The sequence below is a fragment of the Prosthecobacter sp. genome (assembly GCF_020439865.1).
Lineage (GTDB): Bacteria > Verrucomicrobiota > Verrucomicrobiia > Verrucomicrobiales > Verrucomicrobiaceae > Prosthecobacter.
Genome location: NZ_JAGRPF010000054.1, coordinates 1 through 23383 on the forward strand (window position 1 = coordinate 1; position 23383 = coordinate 23383).

Here is a 23383-nt window from a genome sequence, read left to right on the forward strand (position 1 = left end):
CGCACTTGCTGCCGGCCCCGCACAGCTTCGCGAACTCGAAAAGAAAAACGGCTACGCGCTTCTCGAAAACCTCGGCCAGCTCACGGAGGACCCCGTGCTTGAGGTTCTGAAGAAAAAGGGCCTCAACTACCGCTGGTATCGCAAAGGCAGCATGTTTTGCCTCTTCTTCACCGAGAAGGAAGTCCACAATCTCCAGGACGCGAAAACATCCGACCTCGCCTCGTTCCGCAAGTTCTTCCACCACTGCCTCGACCACGGCGTCTATTTCGCGCCGAGCCAGTTCGAGACCTGCTTCATCAGCATGGCCCACAGCCGCGATGACCTCGAACAAACCGCCGAAGTCGCCGCCGCGGCGCTCGCTGCTCTTTAATTCATTGTCATGAGTTCGCCCCGCTTTGCCGTCGCTCAGCTTGATGAAATTCCACCAACGCCCTGTCCCTGCGGTCAGGCGCGGCGTGCGTTTAAGGAGGACTGGAACACCCTGGCCACGGTCCATCTCACGGACATCCACGCGGACTCCAAGGCGCACTGGCATGAGAAGATGACCGAGATCTACATCGTGCTCGAAGGTGAAGGTCACCTGGAAGCCGATGGCGAGATCATTCCGCTCAAACCGATGACCACCGTGATGATCCGGCCCGGCTGCGTGCATCGCGCAGTGGGGAAGTTGAAGATCATCAATGTGCCCATGCCGCCGTTCGATCCGGCGGACGAGTTTGAGGTGTAAACTCCGCGCATGCGAGACCTCATCACCAGCATGGACTCCACTCGGCTCGGCTTTTTCAAGTCGATCCTCGATGAAGCTGGCATCCCCTGCTTCATCCGCAATGAGACGACCGCGCAGCTCACCAACATCTTCATCGGCCCGCTTCAACCGACGTTGTGCCTGTTGAACGATTCAGACTACGACGAGGCGAGTGCGCTGCTCCGTGAACACCAGTCCCCGCAGTTCACGTCATCAGAGGAATGGCTCTGCCCTGCGTGCAAAGAATCCAATCCGGCCTCGTTTGAGCTGTGTTGGAAATGCCAGGCCCCCAAACCCGAATGATCCAGACCATGAACAAGTTTGCTGTTTTTCTGTCGCTCGCGCTGCTGCCGGCGCTCTCGAACGCCGAAGAGCCGAAGGCGAAGAAATCGTCCATGCCCGAAGGTTTTCACGAGCTCAATATTGGCGACACCGCACCCGACTTCGATTTGATCGGCATCGACGAGGAGAAACACACGCTCAAGGACTACGCCGAAGCCGATGTGCTGATGATCGCCTTTCTGAGCAATCACTGCCCGACGTCGCAGGCAGCGGAAGGCCGCCTCAAGAAGCTGGTGAAGGACTTCAAAGGCAAGGGACTGAAGGTCGTGGCGATCAATCCGAACGACCCCGCAGCGTTGCGCCCGGACGAGCTCGGTTATTCGAAGTACAATGACAGCTTTCCCGAGATGAAGCACCACGCGAAGGAGGAAGGCTTCAACTTCCCCTACCTCTACGATGGAGAGACGCAGAAAACGGCGCTCGCCTACGGCTGCCTCGCCACACCTCACGTCTTCATCTTCGACAAGGAGCGCAAGCTTCGCTACAAGGGCCGTCTGGATGACTCGCGCTACGCCGATGAGGCCACCGTGACCTCGCCTGATGCGCGCAACGCCATCGAAGCTCTGCTTGCGGGCAAACCGGCGCCTGTGGAAGTCACGAAGATCCACGGCTGCTCCACCAAGTGGATCGGCAAACGTCAGCAGGTCGCCGCTGACAACGAGAAATGGGAGAAGGGCGAGGTGAACATTGAATTGATCAACGCCAAGGGCGTCGCAGCACTGCGGAAGAATGACACGAAGAAGGTTCGGATGTTCAACGTCTGGGCCACTTGGTGCGGTCCGTGTGTGGAGGAGTTTCCCGAACTCGTCGCCACCTCACGCAAGTTTGGTCTGCGCGATTTCGAATTCATCAGCATAAGCATCGACGACCCGGAAACAATCGGTGACGTGAAGGCCTTCCTCGAAAAGCACAACGCTGTCGTGTCGGAGAAACTGAAGCCATCACTCAAGGCCGAGGGACGCAAAGGCAACGCCTATGTCTTCCACGAAGACAGCAGTGATGCTTTGATCCAGGCACTCGAACCCTCATGGGAAGGTTCGGTCCCGTTCACCCTCGTCGTCGCCCCCGGAGGCAAGGTCATCTACCGAAACGAAGGCGGCGTCGATGGCGACGAGCTTCGCGAGAAGATCCTGGATTACATGGGCCGGTTCTATGTGCCGGAGCTGGAAGCGCAGCCGTGATCAGAACCACCCGCACGCAAGCTTCACGAAGCGCAATCCCTCCACCGTGAGCCTGCCCGTGCTGCCGCTGCCCGTCACGCAGCCACGCGTGAACGTGTAGTGCGGGATGCCGGAGTCTTTGATCCATGTCACGACGGGTTGAGAAACGCTGGTGTTCGATGCTTTAACTGCCAGCGGCAGTCCCCAGCGGCTGAAAGTGACCTCCCAGCTCGCAGGTCTGCCTGAAGGGCGCGGACCGTCGATCAGCCAGGGGTAGTTCTTCACGATCTCCATGTCCGCGTCTCCCGGCACGGCGACGCGATAGCCGCTTTCCGTCGAGCGCACGGCCTGGACGGCGGTGAGGCCGGGATTCTTCTGCTGGGAGAGGTAGAGCGCCTGCAGGTCGAGGCCGATGAGGTTCAATCCATTGAACACGCCGTGATGGTTCGGCGTGTTAAAGTTCGCCGCGTGCCAGGCCTCGAAGCGGCTCGAGAGAAACATGTTCAGCTCGACATGCACATGCGCACGACGCTGGTCGATGCCGCTGCCTGTGTAACCGAGGATGCCAAGCGGAGCGCCGGCCTTCACACGCTGACCGGCGGACACCTGAGCAGAAGACAGATGGGCGTAGAGCGAGAAGAACGGACTGCCTCCCAAATCGTGCCGCAACACGACATAACGACCATAGTTGCTCAGATTCGAGGCCGCCGCCGCATACACCACGACGCCGTCGGCGATGGCGCCCACTTCATCCTGTGGATTCCCGCGTGCATCACGCTGCAGCGGTTTGATGTCGAGGCCTTCATGAAACCGCGCATAGGCGATGCTCCTGCCGATGCGGCGGGGATCGCGCACAAAGCCGAACTGCCCGCCTTCCCACGGCGTTGACTTTTCTCCTTCGAAATCACGGTCCACGAACTGGAAAAACGCGGACGGCTGGTCAAACAGCGAGTGATTGCCGGTGGGCAGCTGCAACTGCTGTGCCGATGCCACGCCTGTCAGCACGCAGCACGCCAACCAAGTAAGGACCAGGAGTCTCATCAGGTGCCGGGCAGTTTATAACCTTCGAGCGGGATGTCCTTGGTCTTCGGAGCCGGAGGGAGGGCGCCACGCTCCTTCGCACGCGCAGCGGCTTTTTCGGCGGCCTCCGCCTCCTTGGCGACCCGACGCGAATTGAGTTTTTCCTTGTCGGTGGACGGCAGCATGTCCATCCAGCGCGAGGACGACTTCATGTATTTGATGCGCGGGTAGAACTTGTCCATCTTGTCGATCGTCTCCTTCGACAACCCACGCCAGATGGTGAAACGGCCGTCGGTGATCGGCTGGTCGAGTTCAACCATGTCCACCGGCAGCGCATTGACCATCGTGAGCATCGCCATTCCATGGCTCATGCGGGAGGCGAGTTCGAGCGAATTGCGGCCCTTGGTGTCGAGCTGCAGCAGGACGCCGTAGCTCTGGCCGTCCTCGGCGGGGAACGGCTCAAAGCCCGAAATGCTGCGCTGGCTGAACTCGGGGATCTTCTTGAATCTCATCTCCTGTCCGCCGATCGGCAGCCTCATGATCTCGCTCGGGTGCTCGATCGCATCCGACTGCACGTGCGCCGTGATCAGCAGCTTGTTTTCACGAAAGTTGTCACAGCTGACCAGCAGTCCGGACAGGGTCAGCATCAAGACGGCAAGAGAAGATCGATTCATGGATGCATCAAACCAAAGGCGCGCACGCTTTGCAACCCTGGAGGCAGGAGACGCGGCGAAACTTCGTCATCGGACTTCACATCCGTCGATTTGACAAGCGGGTGAATCACCGGAGTTTCCGCGCACGCCTTCCACCATGCCAGCCACCGAACGCACCCTCCTCACCCAGGCCCAGATGGCCGAAGGAGTGGCGGCTTTGGCCCGGAGCATTCGCGACGAAAATCAGGGCGCCGAAACCATCGCGCTGGCCGGCATTTACACACGCGGTGTGCCGCTGGCCAAACGCATCGCTGCGGAAATCGAAAAACTCGGCGGCATGAAGGTGCTCGTCGGCACCATCGACATCACGCAGTACCGCGACGACCTGAACACCTTTCAGATGGTGCCCAAGCTCGAAGGTTCGGACATCGCCTTCGACATCGATGATCTCACCGTCGTGCTTTGCGACGAGGTCGTCTTCACCGGACGCAGCGTGCGTGCAGCGCTCGATGAGTTGCTCAACTTCGGTCGTCCAAAACGCGTGCAACTCGCCGCGCTCGTCGATCGAAGCGGCCGCGAACTGCCCGTGCAGCCTGATTTCTCCGCGCTCAAGGTCACGCTGTCGCCCGGCGAGCGTGTGGCGGTGCGATTTGAAGAAGTGGACGGCCTCGACTCCTGCACCGTGCAAACCCAAGCCTCAACGAGATGACTCCGCGCAAAGACCTCCTCGACATCGCCTCGCTCACGGATGAGGAAATCGCGTTCGTGCTCGACAATGCCGGCCCGTTCAAAGATCTCTTCAAACGCAGCGTGAAGAAGGTGCCCACGCTGAAGGGACAGACGATGCTCACGCTCTTCTACGAGCCGTCCACCCGCACGCGCTCCAGCTTCGAAGTCGCCGCCAGCCGTCTCAGTGCCGACGTGACGCACTTCGACATCGAATCAAGCAGCGTCGTCAAAGGAGAGTCCGTTCTCGACACGGTCGAAACGCTGGAGGCCATGCGCGTCGATTACGTCGTCGTGCGGCACAAGCAGTCCGGCACGCCGAATCTCATCGCCAAAAACACCCGCGCCAGCGTCATCAACGCCGGTGACGGCTGGCACGCGCATCCCACGCAGGCGCTGCTGGATGCCTTCACGCTGCGTGAGATTCACAAGGACCTGCGCGGCTGCCGCGCCCTCATCGTCGGCGACATCCAGCACTCCCGTGTCGCCCGCAGCACCAGTCTCATCTTCCGCCGCCTCGGCATGCAGGTGGCCTACCTTGCCCCCGGCTCGATGATGCCGCGCGAAGTGCCGAAGGAGATTCCGCAGTTTGGGAACTGGGATGACGCCTTCGACTGGAAACCCGACATCATCTATCTCCTCCGCGTGCAGGGCGAACGCATCGACGAACCCTTCGTCCCCAGCTCTGCCGAGTATCACAAAAACTACGGTCTCACCAACGAGCGTGTCGAGATCCTGCGCGATCGCGGCCTCCATCTCATGCATCCCGGCCCTGTGAACCGTGGCGTCGAAATCACCGACGCCGGCATGAACTACGAAAAGTGCCTCATCAACCAGCAGGTCGAAAACGGCATCGCCGTGCGAATGAGCGTGCTCTACTGGCTGCGGCCCGGGGCAATGGAGTAAACGGCGTGTTTGATGGGCGAAACGGCGCTCCCCCGTCTCTAGAGTTGTCCAAACGCCACCTGCGCGACAACCAAAGTGGTAATATTAGTCGGAGGACTTCACGAACAATACGAGCGCCAGACCAGCCACACCGCGAGAGCGAGCAGGGCGAGGGACAACAGAATTCCAGCAAAACCAAACGCCAAGCCCATCAGCATCGAGCACCCGCCGTTTTGTTGCCATTCGCAATGTTTTTTAAGCCGGTAGGAACGCGAGAAAAGATAACTCCAACCCGCGATCATCGCTTCGAGGAATTCCATCCCGCGGGTGCAATACCTGAAGCGCATGATGCTGGCCGGAATTCACTCACACATGAATCGGATGCCCCTTGGCGACTTCGGTGGCCTCCTTGACCATCTCGCTGAGCGTCGGATGGGCGTGGATGGTGGCTTCGATTTCGTCCCAGGTGGCTTCCAGATTCATGGCGAGGCCGATCTCGGCGATCATCTCGGTGCTTTCGCTGCCGATCATGTGCGCGCCGATGATTTCGCCGTGCGGCTCGCCGTAGAGGATCTTGACGAAGCCTTCCGGCTCGGCGGCGGCCAGAGCCTTGCCGCTGGCGACATAGGGGAACTTGCCGACCTTGAACTTGAGGCCCTTTTCCTTCGCCGCGCGCTCGGTGAGGCCGATGCTGGCCACCTGCGGATGGCAGTAGGTGCAGCCGGGGAAGACGCCGACCTTCTTCGGCTTGTGCTTGGTGAAGAGACCTTCGACGCACTGCACCGCCTCGTAGCTGGCGACATGCGCGAGCCAGGGCGGCCCGATGATATCGCCGGCACCGTAAACACCTTTGACGCTCGTTTGATAACGGTCGTCGGTTTGGATCCAGCCGCGCTCGGTGAGCTTGATCTCGACTCCGCCGGGCAGCACGGGAGCCACGCCGATGGCGACGAGGCAGACGTCGGCTTCAAGCGTTTCATTGGCCGCGCCTTCTACGGTGATCTTCACGCCTTTGCCGTCTTCGGAGGTGCCGGTGACTTTCGTGTTCGTGAGAATGCGGATGCCGGCCTTGGTGAGGCTCTTTTCGAGGGTCTTGCTGACTTCGGTGTCCTCGACAGGAAGGATGTCCGGAAGCATCTCAACGACGGTGACTTTCGTGCCGTAGGCGTTGAAGAAATACGCGAACTCGATGCCGATGGCGCCCGCGCCGATGACGATGACGCTCTTCGGCTGCTTCTCCAAAGTCATGGCTTCCTTGCTGCCGATGACGGTCTTGCCGTTGAAGGGGAAACCGGGCATCGGGCGGCTCTTTGCGCCGGTGGCGATGAGGATGTTTGCAGCATCGTGGGTCTCCTTTTTGCCATCAGCAGCGGTGACTTCCACCTTGCCTGCGGCGGGGATGCTGGCGGTGCCTTTGAGGTAATCGACCTTGTTCTTTTTGAAGAGGAACTCGATGCCCTTGTTTAGCTTGTCGCTCACGCCGCGGCTGCGACCGATCACTTTGGACCAGTCATACTCGACACTGCCGATCTTCAGGCCGAACTCCTCGGCGCGATGGGTGAGGGTGTGGTAAAGCTCGGCGTTCTTGAGGAGGGCCTTGGTGGGAATACAACCCCAGTTCAGGCAGGTGCCGCCGGCGCGGTCGTTTTCGACGCAGGCCACTTTCTTGCCGAGTTGCGCTGCGCGGATGGCTCCGACGTAGCCCGCAGGCCCGCCGCCGATGACGATAAGGTCGTAGTTCATGTAAAGAGGATGTTTTGGGGGTGAATGCGGCGAGAGAAGCGCAGCCCGGCACCGTATTCAACCGCAGATTCCCCGCCTTCATGCCGTATTGACCGAGGGAGCGGAAGAACGTAAACTTTACCCCGCGCATGACCCCTCTCTGCACCTCTTTTCCGCGCAGAGCCGCTACGATCCTCGTGGCGATGCAAATCATCGCCGCGTCCGCCCTCGCCGCAGGAGGAACGGACAAAAACTCCGGATCGAAAACCGACGTCGCCGCACTGCTGAAAGTGCAAAGCGAGGTGCAGAAGCTGCTGCCGCAAGTGCGCCCGGCTCTCGTGGCCATCCAGACCGGCGGCGGCACCGCCAGCGGCGTCATCATTTCGCCCGACGGACTGCTGCTCACTGCGGCGCACGTCCCCGGTGGCCCCGGCAAGAACATGCGGGTTGTTTTGGAGGACGGCAGCGTCACCACGGCCCAGTCCCTCGGCCTGGACAAAACAACGGACGCCGCGCTGGCCCAGTTGAAGAAGCGAGACAAGCCCTGGCCGTATGTAAATCTCAGCCGGGAAGTGGCCAAAGCGCAGCCGGGCGAGTGGTGCTTCGCGCTAGGTCATCCAGGCGGATTCGACAAGGCGCGCGGCCCGGTGCTGCGTGTGGGCAAGATCATCAAGCAGACCGCCAACAGCCTTCACAGCGACTGCGTGCTTATGGGCGGCGACTCCGGCGGCCCGCTCTTCAATTTTCGAGGCGAGGTCATCGGCATTCACAGCCAGATCTGGGAAGGCCGCGATCAGAACGTGCATGTCTCCATGGCGCCCTTCCTCCGCTCGTGGGATGCGATGCAGAAATCCCAGGTCATCCGTGTCTGGGGCATCGGAGCCGGCGGCTACCTCGGCGTCGCCACCGTCATGAGCGACAACGTAGAGCTCGAAGTGGCCGACGTGATCGACGGATCGCCCGCCCTGAAGGCAGGCATTCGTACGGGAGATGTCATTCTCAGTGTCGATGGCGATGCCATGACCGACCAGCAACAGTTCAGTGCTGCCGTGCGCGCGCATGCGGCCGGCGACACCCTCAAGCTCAAACTCCGCAGCAACAGCAAGGAACGCGAAGTGTCCGTGAAGCTCGCGCAAAAACCACAGGAGGAAGGGCAATGATCAGGTTGAAAGCTGTGAGGGCAGCCCTGCCTGCCGTTCTGGCCTTGAACATGGTGTCCACCCACGCCGAGACCTCGCGTCCCACGCTGCCACTCGATGAACGCACCAATGGCAGGCAGACTCTGACCGCAGTCGAAAAACTCAAGCCGCTGACCGTCACCTGTTCCGCACGCATTGAAAGCCTGCTGGGCCGGGCCATCTGCACCGCCACCATCGTGGGAGAGGACGGTTACGTATTGATCAAAGCCAGCGAAGTGCCCGAACTGGAAAAGGCGCGCATCAAGTTCAGCGACGGCCGCACCGCGGATCTGCGCGAAGTACATCGCGAAACGCGGCTCGACTTGTTGCTGGCGCAGGCCGTGGGCATCACCGGCCTGCGTGCAGCCTCGTTTGGTGCCGCCCGGCCTCTCACCATGGGCCAGTGGCTGTGCAGCGTCTCCGACACGGGCAAGCAAACCCGCATCGGCATCGTTAGCGCCCGCATTCGCCGCATTCCCGGCACTGGCGCCGCGCTCGGCATCCGCATGGATGAAAAATCAGCGAAGAACGGCAAGGGCGTGCGCATCATCGGCATCGCCAGCGAAAGCCCCGCCGAAGCCGCCGGTCTACAGGAGAACGACGTTCTGATCACGATCGCCGGCGAGCCGGTGGCGGAGTATCGCCGCGTGCATGACATCGTGAACAAGCGCCAGCCCGGAGAGATCATCGACATCCGCTTTCTCCGTCAGGACAAGGAGGAATCCTGCCGCGTCCGCCTCGCCAGCCGCACCAAGGTGTTGCAAAACTGGGAGGGGGAAGACTTCGCCAATGGCGGGATCTCTCTGCGCAGCGACAATTTTCCCGAAGTCCTTCAGCACGACATTCCGCTCTTCCCGACCGACATGGGCGGCCCCGTAGCCACGCTCGAAGGCAAAGTCGTCGGCATTAACATCGCCCGCGTCGATCGGGTAACCACCTTCGCACTCCCTGTTGAGGGTTTTTGGACCGAGACACAGCAGTGGATCAAGGCAGACCGCCATCCGCCGAAGGCGGTACTGGTGAAATGAGGCAGAAAAAGTCCGCTCGCACTGCCCGCCCGCCTTTGGGTGATTTTTCCGCCGCGCTGTGTCAATTTTCGACAAGAGAGATGCTTCATCGCAAAAACCGCTTCCCATTTGGCCGTCTCATCTCAGCTTCCTCGCAACATGCGCTACCAACCCCTGCCCGCCGAACTGTTCACTGGAAACCGTGAGCGCCTTTACGCAAAGCTGCCGCCGCAGTCTGTTGTCATCGTGCACGCCAATGATGTGTTGCCCACGAATGCCGACGGCTCGCTGCCCTTCATTCAAAACAGCGACCAGTTTTACCTGAGCGGCATCGATCAGGAGGAGACGATCCTCGTTCTCTATCCGGACGCCGCGGATCCAAAGCAGCGGGAGATGCTCTTCGTGCGCGAAACGAACGAGCACATCGCGGTTTGGGAAGGAGAGAAACTTACCAAGGAGCAGGCGACCGAACGCAGCGGCATCACGCGTGTGCACTGGCTGCAGGAATTCGAGACGCAATTCCGCAGTGTCATGTGCCAGGCGGAGCACGTCTTCCTCAACTCAAACGAGCACATCCGCGCCACCATCCCGACGGAAACACGCGAGACGCGTTTCACCCATCGCTGCAGACACGAATATCCGCTGCATGACTACCGCCGCCTTGCGCCGCTCATGCACGAGCTGCGCGTCATCAAAAGCCCGCACGAAATCACCGCACTCAACGAAGCCATCCGCATCACCGGCGACGGCTTTGACCGGCTGCTCAAGTTCGTGAAGCCCGGCGTGCATGAGTTCGAAATCGAGGCCGAGCTCTGGCACGAGTTCATCCGCCAACGTGGTCGCGGTTTTGCCTACACGCCCATCATCGCCACCGGTGCGAACGCCTGCGTGTTGCACTACATCACCAACCACTGCCAGTGTCAGGACGGTGAAATGCTGCTGCTCGACGTGGCCGCCAACTACGGCAACTACAACGCCGACCTCACGCGCACAATCCCCGTGAACGGCAAGTTCACCCCGCGTCAGCGCCAGGTGTATGATGCTGTTCTGCGTGTCTTCAAGAAGTGCTGTGAGATGCTTCGCCCCGGCGTCATCATCCGCGAGTATCAGGAGCAGGTCGGCCTGCTGATGCAGGACGAACTTCTCGGACTCGGCCTCATCACGCAGGAGGACATCGACCAGCAGGATCCCGAAAAGCCTGCGTATAAGAAATATTTCCCGCACGGCACCTCGCATCCACTGGGCATCGACGTGCACGATGTCGGCCACATGTGGAAGCCCGTTCAGCCCGGCATGGTCTTCACAGTCGAGCCCGGCATCTACATCCGCGAGGAAAAGCTCGGCGTCCGCCTCGAAAACAACATCGTCATCGGCGAAAACGGTAACATCGACCTCATGGCGCATATTCCGATCGAAGCGGACGACATCGAAGCGCTGATGAAACGCTGACATGTCCCTCCCACGCTTCCATCTTCCCGCCGCGCTGTGGGCCGGCCCGCACCTCACGCTCAGCGGTGACGAAGCGCAGCATTGCAGTCGCGTAATGCGCAAGCAGCCCGGCGACACGATTGAGATCCTTGATGGCGCAGGCCGCGTGGCCGTCTGTAAAATCACTCACGTCTCCAAATCGGAAGTGCAGGCCCGCATCGAATCCGAAACGCGCATAGAGCCGTTTGCAACGGCGATTCATCTCCTCCCTTCACTCATCAAAGCCGAACCCTTCGAGTGGCTGCTCGAAAAAGCCGTCGAGCTCGGTGCCGCAGGCATCCAGCCGGTCATCACTGAGCGCACCGTCATTCATCTCGATGCCGCCCAGACGGAAAAGAAACTCGCCAAATGGCGGCGGCACATGATCGAGAGCGCCAAGCAGTGCCACACACCGTTCGTGCCCGAACTGAAGGCTCCCATCGCTTTCGCGGCCGGTTTGCAAATCGCCGCCGACTTCAAGCTCATCCCCGCGCTCAGCGAACACACGAGAACGCTCAAAGAAGTGCTGCCGACGACGAAGCCCGCCAGTGTCGCTGTCCTGATCGGCCCTGAAGGTGATTTCACCCCTGAAGAAGAAGCCCAGGCATTCGCGGCCGGCTTTACGCCGATCACACTCGGCCCGTTGGTCTTGCGCGCTGAAACCGCCGCCATCGCGACATTGGCGATCTTGGGGCATGAGTTGAGGTAGCTCGGGAAAGATTGCCCGAGCTACTTCAGATCCCCAGGCGTGTTCACGTTGTGGAAAAAAGCAGCCTGATCGTCTTCCATCTGACGGGTGACGGCTGAGCCGGAATGCACGCAGGCTTCGATCACGTGCTGGAGCTTGAGATCCTTTTTGCTCAGCGCTTCGCGCATGTGCGGCAGCATGGCGGGAACGTACATGCCGGCGAGGGCTTCATCGCCATGCGGGCCGCGGAAGAACCAGCCCTGCTCCGGATTCTCGTGTTGATCGAGCTGTTCACGCAAAAACGCGGCGGTCATCCACGGCATGTCGACGGCGAGAACGAACAGCGGCATCTGCACCCGTTCGAGGCAGCGCGTGATGGCGCCCAGAGGCCCGTCATCGACGTTTTCAGGATCATGTACGATCTCCACGCCTTCATCGGGGAAGAGCGGCTGCTCGCGGCGGCAGGAGAGCAGCACACGCTCAGCTCCGAGTGTTTGCAGCTTGTGCAATTGCGCCTGCCACAGGTCCTGGCCGTGCCAGTGAAGCAGGGCCTTGTCCTGTTTCATCCGGGTGGAACGACCACCGGCGAGCAGTGCGACGGCGAAGGGCGCGTTCATGATTTGCGCAGGATGCCATCGTTCAGAATCTTCGCACGCAGGCCGCCGTGGCCTTTGAGCGCTTCCTCCGCGCCTTCGGCGAAAGCCTGGTTCATCCAATGGCAGGGAGCGGCTTCTTGAGTCCCGAGAAAACGCACGCCCTGCACTTCAAATTCGGTGCCGATGAGCGTGTTGAGATCGATTCCCTTGGTGATGATGTTGCGGCGGAAGGCGGAAGGCGGCACGCCCATGACACCGAACTTTTCGCAGAGACGCTCATACTGTTCGTGCTCGAAAAAGGTCACCTGGCCCTTGTAATCTTCCTTCCAGTCGAAGTAGCGATCGCCTTTCAAGCCCTTGCCGGCCACGCATTCGACCTCGGCCACCTCAACAGCCGGTGCCGTGCCGGGAGGCAGGCCGTGATGACCGACGAAGTTGTGTTCGGGTGAGATATAGATGTGCAGGATTTGCATGCGGAGCTTGGATGTTGGCGCAAACGTGTCACGATTCATACGTCCATGACCTCCACTGAGCAACCCATCCGCATCGGCATCATTGGCGCCGGTGGCATCGTCAAAACTCGTCACATGCCCGGTCTTCGGGCGATTCCAGGCGTGCAAATCACGCAGGTGACGAACCGCTCGGTGGCCAGTGCCGAGGCCTTTTGCCGTGAATTTGCACCGGAAGCGAAGGCGGTCGCTCGATGGGAGGAGCTGGCCTCATCCGACGAGGTCGACGTCGTGTGGATCGGCACGCATCCTTACATGCATGCGGAGATGACCTGCTACGCGCTGCAGCACGGCAAACATGTCTTCACCCAGGCGCGCATGGCGGCCTCCGTGCCGGGGGCAAATCAGATGTGGGAGGCGTCGATTCGTTACCCTGAACTCGTCACCGCTATCTGCCCGGCGCCGCATGGCATGAAGGGCGGCGAACTGGTGAAGCGACTGCTCGCGGAGGGTGCGATCGGCACGCCACATCAACTGCTGCTGCACAGCTTCAACGACGCCTGGCTCGATCCGCAGGCCCCGGCGCACTGGCGGCAGTTGTCCGACCTCAGCGGCATTCAAATCCTCACGCTGGGCATCTACACGGAGGTGCTGCAGCACTGGCTGGGTCACATCGTCGAAGTCGAGGCACGCGGCAACGTGGTGATCCCCGAGCGTGCAGGCGTTGAGGTGGACATTCCTGATTTCGTGAACGTGATGGCGAAATTCCGCAGCGGCATCGAAGCGACGATGCTCTTCAGCGGCGTAGCCGCACATGCGCCGACGGACAAGCTGTGGATCTTCGGTTCCGAAGGCACGCTGAGCTACGACTTCAACACCGACGACCTCCAGCTCGGCAAACGCGGCGGCAAGCTGGAGTCGGTGGAGATTCCCACCGAGATGCAGCGAAGCTGGACCGTCGAACGCGACTTCATTGCCGCCGTGCGCAATCCCTCCGCACCGCGCCCCCGGCCCGATTTTGGCGAAGGCATGAACTACATGCGCGTGGTGCACGCCGTGTGGGAGGCGATGGAATCGCAGGCGGCAGTGAAGGTGCGCTGACTTACGCGGCGGCACGCTGGCGGCCAACCGCGAGCGCGCCGTTCACGATCTGCAGCAGCCCTTCCACCTGATAGGGCTTCGGCAATGCGGCGGCAAAACCGTAGGCGGCGCAGTCCTTCATCACCGGATCATCGCGATAGCCGGAGGAGACGATGGCGAGAATCTGCGGATCGAGGCGGCGGAGATGCAGCATCGTCTCGCGTCCGCACATGCCGTCGGGAATGGTGAGATCGAGAATGACGAGGTCGTACGGACGACCCTGCTGCATGGCCTCCTGATACAAACGCAGCGTGTCTTTGCCGTCGCCGGTTTCGACGACTTCGAACGAGGCCTTCTCGAGCGCGCGACGCAACAGGTCGCGCACCATGAGGTCGTCTTCGAGCAGGAGGATGCGTCCGGCGCTGGGTTTGACGTTCGGCAGCGGCCGGCTGGGAGTCGGCACTGCGGGAACTGCGGCCGCCTCGATCGCGCGCCGCATGTCGCCCATGGATTGGAAACGATGCTGACGATCGGTCATGAGGGCGCGCACGATGACGGCGTCAAAACGGGCATCCAGTCCGGGCTGCAGCATGGAAGGCGGCTGCCAGGAACCCCGCGGAAGAGCTCCGGTGAGCAGCTGATACATCAGCACACCGAACGCATAGATGTCGGCACGATGATCCACTTCACGATGCGCATTGAACTGCTCTGGTGCGGCATACTCCGGCGTGCCCATCACCATGTGGGTCTCCGTGGCCATCGAAGGGGCACGCATGACATCTTTGGCGAGACCGAAGTCGGTGATCTTCACTTCGCCCTGCCGCGTGAGCATGATGTTTGCGGGCTTGATGTCACGATGGACGATGCCCTTCGAGTGCGCGTACTCGAGACCGGCACAGATTTGCGGCAGCAACTGCAGCGCGAGCTCGGTCGTCATCCGTCCCTGGGCCATGATGGCGCCGAGATCGGTGCCATCGACGAACTCCATGACAAAGAAGAGGAACTCGGTGCCGAGATGACCGTAGTCGTAGATGGCGACGATGTTCGGGTGGTTGAGCGTGGCCATGGCGCGCGCTTCACGACGAAACCGGTCCTCAAAGGCGAAGTCGTAGCCGTCGCTCACGCGCAGCACTTTGATCGCGACCGGACGGCCCAGGCTGAGCTGCGTGCCGCGATACACCGTGCCCATGCCGCCAATGCCGACCTGCGCCTGCACGGAATAACGCCCGAACGGCATCATCGCGGACAACTCCGGCGGCGACGGCGGTGCTGAACGTGTCACGACGGGTTTGGCGGAGCTGGAACTGCTGGTGAGGCGCATCAGTCGGGTACTGTGACACACCTGCAGACCGGAGCAACCACCAGGAGCTTTAGATTACATTCAAACTCGCATCTCACGCCGCCGCAGCGGCAGCTGGCTTGCTGGCGGCCGCGAGCTTGCGCATGTAAATGAAGCCTCCCACGGCCAGCGCCAGCAGCGCGATGCCCAGCACGGGCCGCACAAAAATCCACGCAATGGCGATCACCACAAAGGAGATGGAACCGGCCAGCACGAAGGAGATCAGTCCGGTGCCCATGCCGATGATGTTGCCGATAAACGGCACCACGCTGCCCAGCACGCTGAGCGGTCGCATGATGGCCATGAATCCGAACGCCATGAAGAGGAAGCCGAAGAATCGCACAAGCCAGGTGATGATGGTGTTTGCGCTCTCCGCATTTTTGAACATCACCTCCGCGCTGACGACTCCGGGTTCGATCATGGTGAGCGCATCACCCGCCTTGGTCTGGTAGGCGCCGAAGGTGTCTCCCAACTGGGCCGCCATGATGCTGAACGAACCGGGTTTGACGATCTCAAACGCCACCCGCTGATCGCCGATCTGCGGTTTGGCAGGATCAGCGCCGTAGTAGAGTTTGCCGCCGCTGACGATCGCCACTTTTTTGATGTCATCGGGAAGATCCTCTTCCTTCACCGGATAGGCCTCTGCCCCGGAAAGGGACTGCACCATGGAGCTCGGCACTTTGAAGGCGCCCAGCTTTGCATCCTCGACCGCGAAGGTCTTGTCGTTCGCCACCATTTCTCCCTTGTTCTCATGGCCCGCGGGCTTTTTGAAACCGGAGGAGTCGATGGGCTTGTCCACCCACTTCTTCTGATAGGTGTAAGTGGTGATCGTCTCCTCACTGCCGCCCACCTTCTCACGTTTTTCCGTCTTCTCGTCCTGCTCCCACTGGTAGATCTCGACACTGCGGTCGATGCGCAGCGCCGGCACCTTGATGCCAAACTCATCATCAACCGCCCCTCCAGCGGTGGTGACATCGCCCGAGAGATGAACCAGCTTTTTGTCATTGGCCGGATCCACTTTGTCTGCAGCCACATTCACCACGGCGGCGGCGCCTTCCTTGAGACTGTTGGCCGTGGTGACCGCACGGCCCTCATTCCACCAGAGCAGCACGATGGTCAGAGGGATGGCGATGATTCCAAAGAGGATGCCTTTGATCGATTCACCGATGCGGCTGAACCAATTCTGTGATGTGACTTCGGTGTAAGAATCAGACATGGTTTTAATTGGGGTGAGCTCGATCAAGTGGAGCGGAAAGCGTTTCCGAAGTCGAATCATTTCGTGAGACCAGGCCTGCTCGCACGAAAATACCGGAACCCGTGACAAGTCGGCAAGAAACCGAGGCCGTTTCCCTTGTTAGTCTGACCCACCATGAAATCGCGCCTTCTTCTCCTCATGCTCGGCAGTTCCGCGTTCGCCGCCGAACCGAACGTCCAACCTGACGATGTCGCTGGCAACGAAGCCGTGAAGAAAATCATGGAGACCCGCCCCGGACGCGGCGTGATGCGCGACGACACACCACTCACGCCCGCGAAGGAGGCTGTGACGAAGTTTCAGCATCGCAGCGACGTAGCGATCGATCTCATGGCCTCCGAACCTGACGTGGAACAGCCGCTTTACGCGAGCTGGGACAGCAAAGGCCGCATGTGGGTCACGCAGTATCGCCAGTATCAGTTCCCGGCGGGCTTGAAGATCATCAGCTACGACCAGCATCTGCGGGCGAAGTTCGACAAGGTGCCGCCACCTCCACCGCACGGCCCGAAGGGTGCGGACAAGATCACCGTCTTCGAAGACACCGACGGCGACGGTTTTTTTGACAAGCACACCGACGTCATCACCGGTCTCAACATCGCCAGCGCCGCGCTGCATGGCATGGGCCGCATCTGGGTGCTCAATCCGCCCTACCTGCTCAGCTATCCGGATCCCGATGGCGACGGACTGCCGAATGGCGATCCTGACGTCGAGCTTCGTGGCTTCGGTCTCGAAGACACGCACAGCGTCGCCACCAGCTTGCAATGGGGCATGGACGGCTGGCTTTACGGAGCGAACGGCAGCACCACGACCGGCAACGTCAGCAGTGCGAATTCGAAGAACGTGAAATGGGAGGGCCAGTGCATCTGGCGTTACCATCCGAAGAAAAAGCTCTTCGAAATCTACGCCGAGGGCGGCGGCAACACCTTCAGCCTCGACATCGACAGCAAAGGCCGCGTCTTCTCCGGCACGAACAACGGCAAGACGCGCGGCATGCACTACGAGCAGGGCAGCTACGGCATCAAAGGCTGGGGCAAACACGGTCCGCTGACCAATCCATATGCCTTCGGCTGGTTCGAGCACATGAAGCACGAGGGCGATGACAAACGCTTCCCACAGGCCTTCACCATTTATGAAGGTGGACTGCTCGGCAGCGCCTACGAGGGCAAAATCATCGCCCCGAACTCGCTGCAAAACCTCGTCTATGTCAGTGAGCGCATTCCGGACGGCTCCACCTTCCGCACGAAGGACGAGGAGAACCTCATGAGCACCACCGATCGCTGGTTCCGCCCCGTGTGGGCCGGTGTCGGCCCCGATGGCGGCTTCTACATGGCTGACTGGTATGACACGCGCCTCAGTCACGTCAGCCCCATCGACGACTGGCACAAGACCAGCGGCCGCATCTACCGCGTTCGTCCTGCAGCAGGAGCACCGAAGTTGAAGCCGTTTGATCTGAGCAAGGCGAGTGGCGAGGAACTGCTCGGTTATCTGAGCCATCCGAATGAGTGGTTCCGAAAGCAGGCGGTGCTGGAGATGGGTTGGCGTTGGACGGACCTTCGCGATCTTGTTCCGAAGCTCGGAGACATGCCGATGACACTCGAAACGATGTGGGCGCTCGATGCTCTGACACGTGATGAAAGGCCCAAGGTTAACATTGGAACCGGAAGAATTGGGATCGACTTGCATTATTGGGGAATGAAAAGCCAGGACCCCTATGTGCGTCGTTGGTCCGTCAAAATGATTGGCGAAGAAGACCGGGACACAGACGATCTCGTCGCTCTCGCCAAAACGGAGAAACATCCCGAGGTCCGCGCTCAGATTCTCGCCTCGGCAAAAAGACTCCCTGCGTCCGTGGCGCTGCCCCTCCTATGGAGTGGCGACGACTCGTCGCCAAACAGCAAAGCCGACGAATCGTCCGCCCTCCATGATTCCAGCGGACATCTGCCGCTCCTTGCATGGTGGGCGCTTGAATCGAAGGCGGAGAAGGATCGCGAAGCCGTCTTCGCCTTCCTCAAATCGGATCCGGCCTTCCTCAAGACGAAGCTTTTCAAAGACGATCTCGCCGAGAAGCTCGCGAAACGCTACGCACTGGCCGGAGGCGCAGAGAACTTCCAGTCCTGCGCCGATCTCCTCGCGCTGACGAACGACGAGGCACTACGCGGCAAGTTCATCGCGGGCATTGCGTCCGCATTTGAAGGCGCGGAGATGCCGAAGCTGCCGGAGTCGCTTTCGAAGGCGCTCAACGAGTACATCGCCAAGAACTCCGGCGGCGATCTCACGCTCGCGCTGCGCAGCGGCAACGCGGATGCGCTGAAGAAGGCGCTCGCATTGCTATCCGATAAAAACGCCAGCAACACCGCCCGCATCGCAGTTGCGAAGACGCTGGCCGAACTCGGCAAGCAGGAGGCGGTGATGCCGATGGTGGCCATTTTGAAAGCCACGAACCCGCCGAGCCTCAAACGCGGCATCCTGCAGGCCGCGGCGAAGTTTGATGACAAACGCATTCCTGAAGCGCTGCTGCTCGGCTGGGAAGGCCAGATCGCCGGTGACAAGGCGTTGCGCGAGGACGCGCTGCGCGTCATGGCGGGTCGCAAGGAGTGGGCGCAGATCCTGGTGAGCTTCGTCAACGACTGGAAGATTCCGGTGAAGCATTTCACCATCGACATCGTGCGCCAGCTCAGCCTGCACCACGATCCGGAGATCGATGCGGCCATCGACAAGCATTGGAAAGGCAAACTCGCCACTGGACCGACCGAGGAAAAGAAGAAGGAGTCCGAGCGCATCAAAGCCGTGCTCAAAACCGGCCTCGGCGATGCGGAGAAGGGCAAGCTGCAGTTCATGGCCCGCTGCGCCATCTGCCACAAGCTCTTCGGCGAAGGCGGCCAGATCGGCCCCGAACTCACCGGCTACGATCGTGCGAACGCCGACTTCTGGCTCGACAACCTGTTCATGCCCAGCATGGAAATCCGCGAAGGCTTTGGTGCCTACATCGTGAAAACCAAGGGCGGCCAGATCCTCACCGGCCTCATGGACGCGCAGGACGCCAGCGGCATCGTCATCAAGGACATGGCCGGGAACAAAACCGCGCTCAAACAGGCCGACATTGACAAGATGGAAGCTTCACCAATTTCGCTTATGCCCGAAGGTTTGACCACCGGCATGAGCGACGCCGATTTGAAGGACTTCTTCGCTTACTTGATGAAGCCTCTCTGAGTCCTTCCATCACATCGCCCGGTGATAGGCCGCGATTTTGGCGAGGAAGGCCTGCCATTTCGCGCCGGGGCGACCGTGATCCATGAGGAAATGAGGGCAGTTTTTGTGGCCGAGGTCACGGTGGTCGTCGTGGCGGATCATGCGCCAGTGCTGGTGGGGAACCACATGGCTGAGCGGGATGCCGTGCTCCTTCATGAGCCAGGCGACGAGGCGCGCCGTCTTGTCCAGCGTGCGTTCGCGGCTGTTGCCGCGATTTTCACACATCTCGATGCCGATCGAGGTGCGGTTGCCGGGGCCATCATAGTCGGCGTGTTCGCCGCGCTCGTTGGTGGGCATGCTCTGGTAGATGGAGTGGTCGTCCACGGTAAAATGCCAGCCGATGTAGCCGATGGCGTTGTGACGCCCCTTGATGGAGCCTTTCTTGAGCATCTGCGCGTGGGCATAGGCACCGCAACTGCGCGCGTAGTTCTCCGTCGCGTGGATGGTGATGTAGCGCGGGACCATCGGACGGTGGTAACGCCGGGCATAGCGGCCGTTCGGGATCAAGTCCACCGTGACACCGGGCGGCGTGTGTTGCGGCACCATCATGGCGCAGGAGGCCAGCAGACAGGCACCGAGTCCGCCCAAAAGCATTCGCGAGGAGTTCATGAGGGAGGTGATAGCAGTTCCCATGACAAAACCACGACTTGCGAAATTGTCGCAACCCTCTTTGGGGTATTTTAGGGTGGTGCTTGGTTTTCAATGCATTCCGACAGGCCTGAAAAGGTTCTCATTTTCGTCCATCAGGATCGGGATTTTGACGCCTGAAAAATTTTTTCGCCGTGGAACCCTTGAAACACCGTTGAGAAACACTTTTCAGCACAATGGCTTGGAAAAAAATCTCGCCATCCCACAACATCTTGTGCATGATTCACCTCTAAACCCGCAATATATAGTATTTATAGTGTTGGTTGGAATTTCTCCTGTTTTCCTCAAATCTCCACTTATTCACAGTCAATCTGCAACGAAATCGCCATGGACAAAGTATACAAAATCGGCAACCGCGAATTTCTCCTAGACCAGGACAAGGCTGAAGCCGCATTCGCAGCCAAGAAGGTCATCAATGGTCGCAAATCGATGACCTTTAATCTCCTGCCCCTTAAATATCAGTGGGCCTATGATTTGTATCGCATCATGAAGGCCAACCACTGGGAGCCGGAGGACATCCAGATGCAGAAGGACGTGGAACAGTGGCGCTCCAACGAGATCACCCAGAACGAGCGCTGGATCATCATGATGGGCATCGGTTATTTCTCTGCCGCCGAAGGCATCGTGGGAGACAACATCCAGCACGTTGTCCGTGAACTTGTCACCGCGCCGGAGCTGAAGCTCGTGCTCGGCCGTCATGCGCACGAGGAAAACATTCACGCCGATTCGCTGCTGTACATGATTTCGTCCCTTGGCATCAATCCGCACGAATGCGAGGCGATGTTCGAGCAGATCCCGACGATCGTGGCCAAGAACGAGTTCGTCACCCGCATCTCCAACAACATGCGCCGTGACATCGATCTCACGAAGCTCGAGAACAAGCAGCTCCTGGCGAAGAACATCTTTGTCTTCGGCCAGTGCATGGAAGGCACGCAGTTCTACGGTCTCTTCGGCATGATCCTGGCCCTCTACCGCCAGAACAAGTTCCCCGGCATCGGCCAGATGTTCCGCTACACCCTGCGCGACGAGTCGAACCATATCGAAGTCTTCCGCAATCTGTTCATGGACCTCGTGGAGGAGAATCCGGATCTGTGGACGTCAGAGTTTCGTGAAGAGCTGGTCGCGATCATGCGCGAGGCCATCACCCTCGAAAAAGCCTTCATCCGCGACTGCCTGCCCGTGAATGCCGTCGGTCTCAGCGCCGCCGAGTTCGAGCAGTACATCGACTACATCGCCGACCGCCGCCTCGCCGGCTGTGGTTTGCCTGCACTGAACCCCGGCGTGCAGAACCCGCTGCCCTGGCTGGCGGAGATGATGGACGTGCGCAAAGAGCAGAACTTCTTCGAAGGCAAGGTCACCGATTACCAAAAGGCGGGTTCTCTCGAGGTGCCGCCCGACGATGATTTCTAAGCAAATCCGCCTGCTGTGAACAACTCTCCGAACAAGAAAGAATAACTTTCGCTGGAGTCCCGCCCCTCTGTTCCGCATTCTGCCGATCCCCAAATTTTCCGCCAATCCCACCGTCAACCAACAACATTCCCTCCCGCCATGATCACGACATTGCTGAAAGAGGACAAGTTCCTCAAAGTACTCACCCAGACCCCCAAAGACCAAAAGCCCCACTTCGAGTGGAGCGCTCTGGCGGCTGGTTCCGCTGAACCGACCCTTCCTTCGTCCATCAAGGTGAACGTCGGCGGTGCCGAACGTGATTTCGATGCCTCGGAAATCGCTGACACGGTGGGCTGCGCACTGACGGATCTCTTCCTCGCCCGCCAGAAAAAGGAGGGAGACATCTACACCGAGCACAACCAGCAGCTCGTGCGCAAGATCTCGCAGGCCGTGACTACCGAGATCTACGAACGCACCGCCCAGCTCGCCAAGGGAGATGGTGACGCTGCCACGCTGAACGCGCGGGACATCTACCACTGCATTGAGCGTGCGCTCATCAACCACAACGCCCATGACGTCGCGCGCACACTCGCAGAGCGCCGGAAGCGTGCCACGGATCCTTTCGCAGACTCCACCCCGCAGCCGCTCATCGTGAACACCAAAGTCATCCGCCGCAGCGGCCAGCTCGTCCCTTGGAACCACAACAAGATCGAGATCGCCGTACGCAAAGCCTTCCTCTCGCTCGAGATGGACTCCTCCCCCGCCGTGCAGATCGCCGAGGCCGTCAGCGGAATGATCGCCGAGGAAAACAAGCAGTTCATCCACATCGAGGACGTGCAAAACCTCGTCGAGGAGGAACTCATGAAGCAGGGCTTCTTCAAGGTTGCCCGCTCCTACATCCAGTATCGTGCCCTGCGCTCCACCATGCGCGAAGACGACGAGCTGGAGGCCGCCGCGCAGAACGAGCTCGAAAGCCAGGACCAGCAGGCGCTCATCCTCGTCAAGACCACCGACGGCAACAGCTTCCTCTGGGACGGCGCTGACCTGAAGAAGCGCATCGACTTCGCCATGCTCGGCCTCGACCTCTGCCTCACCCGTGCCGAGATCGAGATGGAGCTTCGCCGCTCGCTGAACTCCGACATCACTCTCGAGGACCTGAAGAAGACCGTCATCCTCAATGCCAAGACCCTGATGCAAAAGGACGCCGACTTCGCGAAGTTCGCCGCCCGCGTCCTGCTCAGCTACATCTATGAAGAAGTCCTCGGCTGGGACATCGTCCGTGACGGCATCGACCAGCTCCGCGAGTTCCACCGCCGCACCTTCCGCCGCAACCTCGCTCGCGGCGTCGAGATCGACCGCTACAATCCACGCCTGCTTCAGTTCGACCTCGACAAGCTCGCCGACGCGCTCGACCCCGCCGCCGATCTCGACTTCGACTTCCTCGGCGTCCAGACCCTCTACGACCGCTACTTGATCGTGGACAAGAAGGTGAAGCCCAACAAGCGCCTCGAAACGCCGCAGCTCTTCTGGATGCGCGTCGCCATGGGCCTGAACATCGGCGAGAACGAAAACGCCGAAGAGCGCATCATCGGCATCTACAAGATGTACAAAGGCCGCCGCTTCTGCTCGTCCACCCCGACGCTCTTCAACAGCGGCACGCTGCACTCCCAGCTCTCCTCCTGCTATCTCTACAAGGTGGACGACAGCATCGAGTCCATCATGATCCGCGGCATCGCGGAGAACGCCTTCCTCTCGAAGTGGGCCGGCGGTCTCGGCGGTTCCTGGACC

The 23383-nt window shown here is 60.3% G+C and carries 22 protein-coding genes and 1 pseudogene; 14 read left to right on the top strand and 9 right to left on the bottom strand.

The genetic code is table 11. The features are described from left to right. From KDL09_RS05410 to KDL09_RS05425, 4 genes and pseudogenes are all read left to right on the top strand, one after another. Positions 1 to 370 (top strand): annotated as a pseudogene (locus KDL09_RS05410) (aspartate aminotransferase family protein); the annotation flags it as partial. Positions 371 to 379: 9 nt separating this feature from the next. Continuing rightward, on the top strand, positions 380 to 727 hold the full coding sequence (locus KDL09_RS05415; protein WP_294382388.1) for a cupin domain-containing protein: 348 nt from the start codon (positions 380 to 382) through the stop codon (positions 725 to 727). A gap of 9 nt (positions 728 to 736) precedes the next feature. Then, entirely contained in the window at positions 737 to 1048 is a 312-nt protein-coding gene (locus tag KDL09_RS05420) for a DUF2007 domain-containing protein (RefSeq protein ID WP_294382391.1), read from the top strand. Between the two features lie 8 nt (positions 1049 to 1056). Next, positions 1057 to 2268, top strand: coding sequence for a redoxin domain-containing protein (locus tag KDL09_RS05425; RefSeq protein WP_294382395.1), 1212 nt, complete (start codon positions 1057 to 1059; stop codon positions 2266 to 2268). Here the strand turns inward: KDL09_RS05425 and KDL09_RS05430 are convergent, their stop codons facing one another. Together KDL09_RS05430 and KDL09_RS05435 are read right to left on the bottom strand one after the other, a co-directional pair. Beyond that, positions 2269 to 3288: a M23 family metallopeptidase gene (locus tag KDL09_RS05430; RefSeq protein WP_294382397.1), complete on the bottom strand. Its 1020-nt coding sequence runs from the start codon at positions 3286 to 3288 to the stop codon at positions 2269 to 2271. Continuing rightward, positions 3288 to 3941, bottom strand: coding sequence for a hypothetical protein (locus KDL09_RS05435; protein WP_294382399.1), 654 nt, complete (start codon positions 3939 to 3941; stop codon positions 3288 to 3290). The genes KDL09_RS05430 and KDL09_RS05435 overlap by 1 nt, the downstream gene beginning before the upstream one ends. 136 nt (positions 3942 to 4077) lie before the next feature. On the opposite strand from KDL09_RS05435, the gene pyrR reads away from it, so the two are divergent. Next, on the top strand, positions 4078 to 4629 hold the full coding sequence (gene pyrR / locus KDL09_RS05440) for a bifunctional pyr operon transcriptional regulator/uracil phosphoribosyltransferase PyrR (RefSeq protein WP_294382401.1): 552 nt from the start codon (positions 4078 to 4080) through the stop codon (positions 4627 to 4629). Further along, entirely contained in the window at positions 4626 to 5552 is a 927-nt protein-coding gene (locus KDL09_RS05445) for an aspartate carbamoyltransferase catalytic subunit (RefSeq protein ID WP_294382404.1), read from the top strand. Before pyrR ends, KDL09_RS05445 begins: the two co-directional genes overlap by 4 nt. Before the next feature lie 98 nt (positions 5553 to 5650). On the opposite strand, the gene KDL09_RS05450 is transcribed toward KDL09_RS05445, so the two are convergent. Further along, complete coding sequence (locus tag KDL09_RS05450; RefSeq protein WP_294382406.1) at positions 5651 to 5851, bottom strand: hypothetical protein; 201 nt, start codon at positions 5849 to 5851, stop codon at positions 5651 to 5653. A 46-nt stretch (positions 5852 to 5897) separates the two neighbouring features. Next, a complete protein-coding gene (lpdA, locus tag KDL09_RS05455) occupies positions 5898 to 7274 on the bottom strand; it encodes a dihydrolipoyl dehydrogenase (protein ID WP_294382409.1) in 1377 nt (458 codons plus the stop codon). Between the two features lie 128 nt (positions 7275 to 7402). Here lpdA and KDL09_RS05460 point away from each other — a divergent pair, with 128 nt between their 5' ends. The 4 genes from KDL09_RS05460 (at position 7403) to KDL09_RS05475 (ending at position 11614) form a co-directional block, all read left to right on the top strand. Next, entirely contained in the window at positions 7403 to 8413 is a 1011-nt protein-coding gene (locus tag KDL09_RS05460) for a trypsin-like peptidase domain-containing protein (protein WP_294382412.1), read from the top strand. Between the two features lie 50 nt (positions 8414 to 8463). Continuing rightward, positions 8464 to 9459 carry a PDZ domain-containing protein gene (locus KDL09_RS05465; protein WP_294382413.1) on the top strand — a complete coding sequence of 332 codons (996 nt, stop codon included), beginning with the start codon at positions 8464 to 8466 and terminating at the stop codon, positions 9457 to 9459. A 138-nt stretch (positions 9460 to 9597) separates the two neighbouring features. Further along, positions 9598 to 10887: an aminopeptidase P N-terminal domain-containing protein gene (locus KDL09_RS05470; protein WP_294382415.1), complete on the top strand. Its 1290-nt coding sequence runs from the start codon at positions 9598 to 9600 to the stop codon at positions 10885 to 10887. 1 nt (position 10888) lies between these two features. Next, positions 10889 to 11614 (top strand): 16S rRNA (uracil(1498)-N(3))-methyltransferase, encoded by a 726-nt coding sequence (locus tag KDL09_RS05475; RefSeq protein ID WP_294382417.1) that lies wholly within the window; start codon positions 10889 to 10891, stop codon positions 11612 to 11614. Between the two features lie 20 nt (positions 11615 to 11634). Here KDL09_RS05475 and KDL09_RS05480 read toward each other — a convergent pair whose 3' ends face one another. Both KDL09_RS05480 and KDL09_RS05485 read right to left on the bottom strand, forming a co-directional pair. Then, a complete protein-coding gene (locus tag KDL09_RS05480) occupies positions 11635 to 12210 on the bottom strand; it encodes a molybdenum cofactor guanylyltransferase (RefSeq protein WP_294382423.1) in 576 nt (191 codons plus the stop codon). Continuing rightward, positions 12207 to 12662, bottom strand: a complete 456-nt coding sequence (locus tag KDL09_RS05485) for an MOSC domain-containing protein (RefSeq protein WP_294382425.1) — start codon at positions 12660 to 12662, stop codon at positions 12207 to 12209. The genes KDL09_RS05480 and KDL09_RS05485 overlap by 4 nt, the downstream gene beginning before the upstream one ends. A gap of 45 nt (positions 12663 to 12707) precedes the next feature. Here KDL09_RS05485 and KDL09_RS05490 point away from each other — a divergent pair, with 45 nt between their 5' ends. Continuing rightward, positions 12708 to 13739 carry a Gfo/Idh/MocA family oxidoreductase gene (locus tag KDL09_RS05490; RefSeq protein WP_294382430.1) on the top strand — a complete coding sequence of 344 codons (1032 nt, stop codon included), beginning with the start codon at positions 12708 to 12710 and terminating at the stop codon, positions 13737 to 13739. A gap of 1 nt (position 13740) precedes the next feature. Here KDL09_RS05490 and KDL09_RS05495 read toward each other — a convergent pair whose 3' ends face one another. Beyond that, complete coding sequence (locus tag KDL09_RS05495; RefSeq protein ID WP_294382433.1) at positions 13741 to 15039, bottom strand: protein kinase; 1299 nt, start codon at positions 15037 to 15039, stop codon at positions 13741 to 13743. Between the two features lie 73 nt (positions 15040 to 15112). After that, entirely contained in the window at positions 15113 to 16273 is a 1161-nt protein-coding gene (locus KDL09_RS05500; protein WP_294382435.1) for a TMEM43 family protein, read from the bottom strand. Between the two features lie 153 nt (positions 16274 to 16426). Between KDL09_RS05500 and KDL09_RS05505 the strand changes: the two genes are divergently transcribed. Further along, a complete protein-coding gene (locus KDL09_RS05505) occupies positions 16427 to 19519 on the top strand; it encodes a c-type cytochrome (protein WP_294382439.1) in 3093 nt (1030 codons plus the stop codon). 9 nt (positions 19520 to 19528) lie between these two features. On the opposite strand, the gene KDL09_RS05510 is transcribed toward KDL09_RS05505, so the two are convergent. After that, entirely contained in the window at positions 19529 to 20167 is a 639-nt protein-coding gene (locus KDL09_RS05510; protein WP_294382442.1) for an N-acetylmuramoyl-L-alanine amidase, read from the bottom strand. Positions 20168 to 20533: 366 nt separating this feature from the next. Here KDL09_RS05510 and KDL09_RS05515 point away from each other — a divergent pair, with 366 nt between their 5' ends. Together KDL09_RS05515 and KDL09_RS05520 are read left to right on the top strand one after the other, a co-directional pair. After that, positions 20534 to 21616, top strand: a complete 1083-nt coding sequence (locus KDL09_RS05515) for a ribonucleotide-diphosphate reductase subunit beta (protein WP_294382443.1) — start codon at positions 20534 to 20536, stop codon at positions 21614 to 21616. 138 nt (positions 21617 to 21754) lie between these two features. Next, on the top strand, positions 21755 to 23383 hold a 1629-nt coding region (locus KDL09_RS05520; protein ID WP_294382446.1), incomplete at its 3' end, for an ATP cone domain-containing protein.

Excerpts from the sequence above, each read along its gene's own strand:
- KDL09_RS05415 (WP_294382388.1), top strand. The coding sequence starts at position 380 with ATGAGTTCGCCCCGCTTTGCCGTCGCTCAGCTTGATGAAATTCCACCA.
- KDL09_RS05420 (WP_294382391.1), top strand. The coding sequence starts at position 737 with ATGCGAGACCTCATCACCAGCATGGACTCCACTCGGCTCGGCTTTTTC.
- KDL09_RS05425 (WP_294382395.1), top strand. The coding sequence starts at position 1,057 with ATGAACAAGTTTGCTGTTTTTCTGTCGCTCGCGCTGCTGCCGGCGCTC.
- KDL09_RS05430 (WP_294382397.1), bottom strand. The coding sequence starts at position 3,288 with ATGAGACTCCTGGTCCTTACTTGGTTGGCGTGCTGCGTGCTGACAGGC.
- KDL09_RS05435 (WP_294382399.1), bottom strand. The coding sequence starts at position 3,941 with ATGAATCGATCTTCTCTTGCCGTCTTGATGCTGACCCTGTCCGGACTG.
- pyrR (WP_294382401.1), top strand. The coding sequence starts at position 4,078 with ATGCCAGCCACCGAACGCACCCTCCTCACCCAGGCCCAGATGGCCGAA.
- KDL09_RS05445 (WP_294382404.1), top strand. The coding sequence starts at position 4,626 with ATGACTCCGCGCAAAGACCTCCTCGACATCGCCTCGCTCACGGATGAG.
- KDL09_RS05450 (WP_294382406.1), bottom strand. The coding sequence starts at position 5,851 with ATGGAATTCCTCGAAGCGATGATCGCGGGTTGGAGTTATCTTTTCTCG.
- lpdA (WP_294382409.1), bottom strand. The coding sequence starts at position 7,274 with ATGAACTACGACCTTATCGTCATCGGCGGCGGGCCTGCGGGCTACGTC.
- KDL09_RS05460 (WP_294382412.1), top strand. The coding sequence starts at position 7,403 with ATGACCCCTCTCTGCACCTCTTTTCCGCGCAGAGCCGCTACGATCCTC.
- KDL09_RS05465 (WP_294382413.1), top strand. The coding sequence starts at position 8,464 with ATGGTGTCCACCCACGCCGAGACCTCGCGTCCCACGCTGCCACTCGAT.
- KDL09_RS05470 (WP_294382415.1), top strand. The coding sequence starts at position 9,598 with ATGCGCTACCAACCCCTGCCCGCCGAACTGTTCACTGGAAACCGTGAG.
- KDL09_RS05475 (WP_294382417.1), top strand. The coding sequence starts at position 10,889 with ATGTCCCTCCCACGCTTCCATCTTCCCGCCGCGCTGTGGGCCGGCCCG.
- KDL09_RS05480 (WP_294382423.1), bottom strand. The coding sequence starts at position 12,210 with ATGAACGCGCCCTTCGCCGTCGCACTGCTCGCCGGTGGTCGTTCCACC.
- KDL09_RS05485 (WP_294382425.1), bottom strand. The coding sequence starts at position 12,662 with ATGCAAATCCTGCACATCTATATCTCACCCGAACACAACTTCGTCGGT.
- KDL09_RS05490 (WP_294382430.1), top strand. The coding sequence starts at position 12,708 with ATGACCTCCACTGAGCAACCCATCCGCATCGGCATCATTGGCGCCGGT.
- KDL09_RS05495 (WP_294382433.1), bottom strand. The coding sequence starts at position 15,039 with ATGCGCCTCACCAGCAGTTCCAGCTCCGCCAAACCCGTCGTGACACGT.
- KDL09_RS05500 (WP_294382435.1), bottom strand. The coding sequence starts at position 16,273 with ATGTCTGATTCTTACACCGAAGTCACATCACAGAATTGGTTCAGCCGC.
- KDL09_RS05505 (WP_294382439.1), top strand. The coding sequence starts at position 16,427 with ATGAAATCGCGCCTTCTTCTCCTCATGCTCGGCAGTTCCGCGTTCGCC.
- KDL09_RS05510 (WP_294382442.1), bottom strand. The coding sequence starts at position 20,167 with ATGAACTCCTCGCGAATGCTTTTGGGCGGACTCGGTGCCTGTCTGCTG.
- KDL09_RS05515 (WP_294382443.1), top strand. The coding sequence starts at position 20,534 with ATGGACAAAGTATACAAAATCGGCAACCGCGAATTTCTCCTAGACCAG.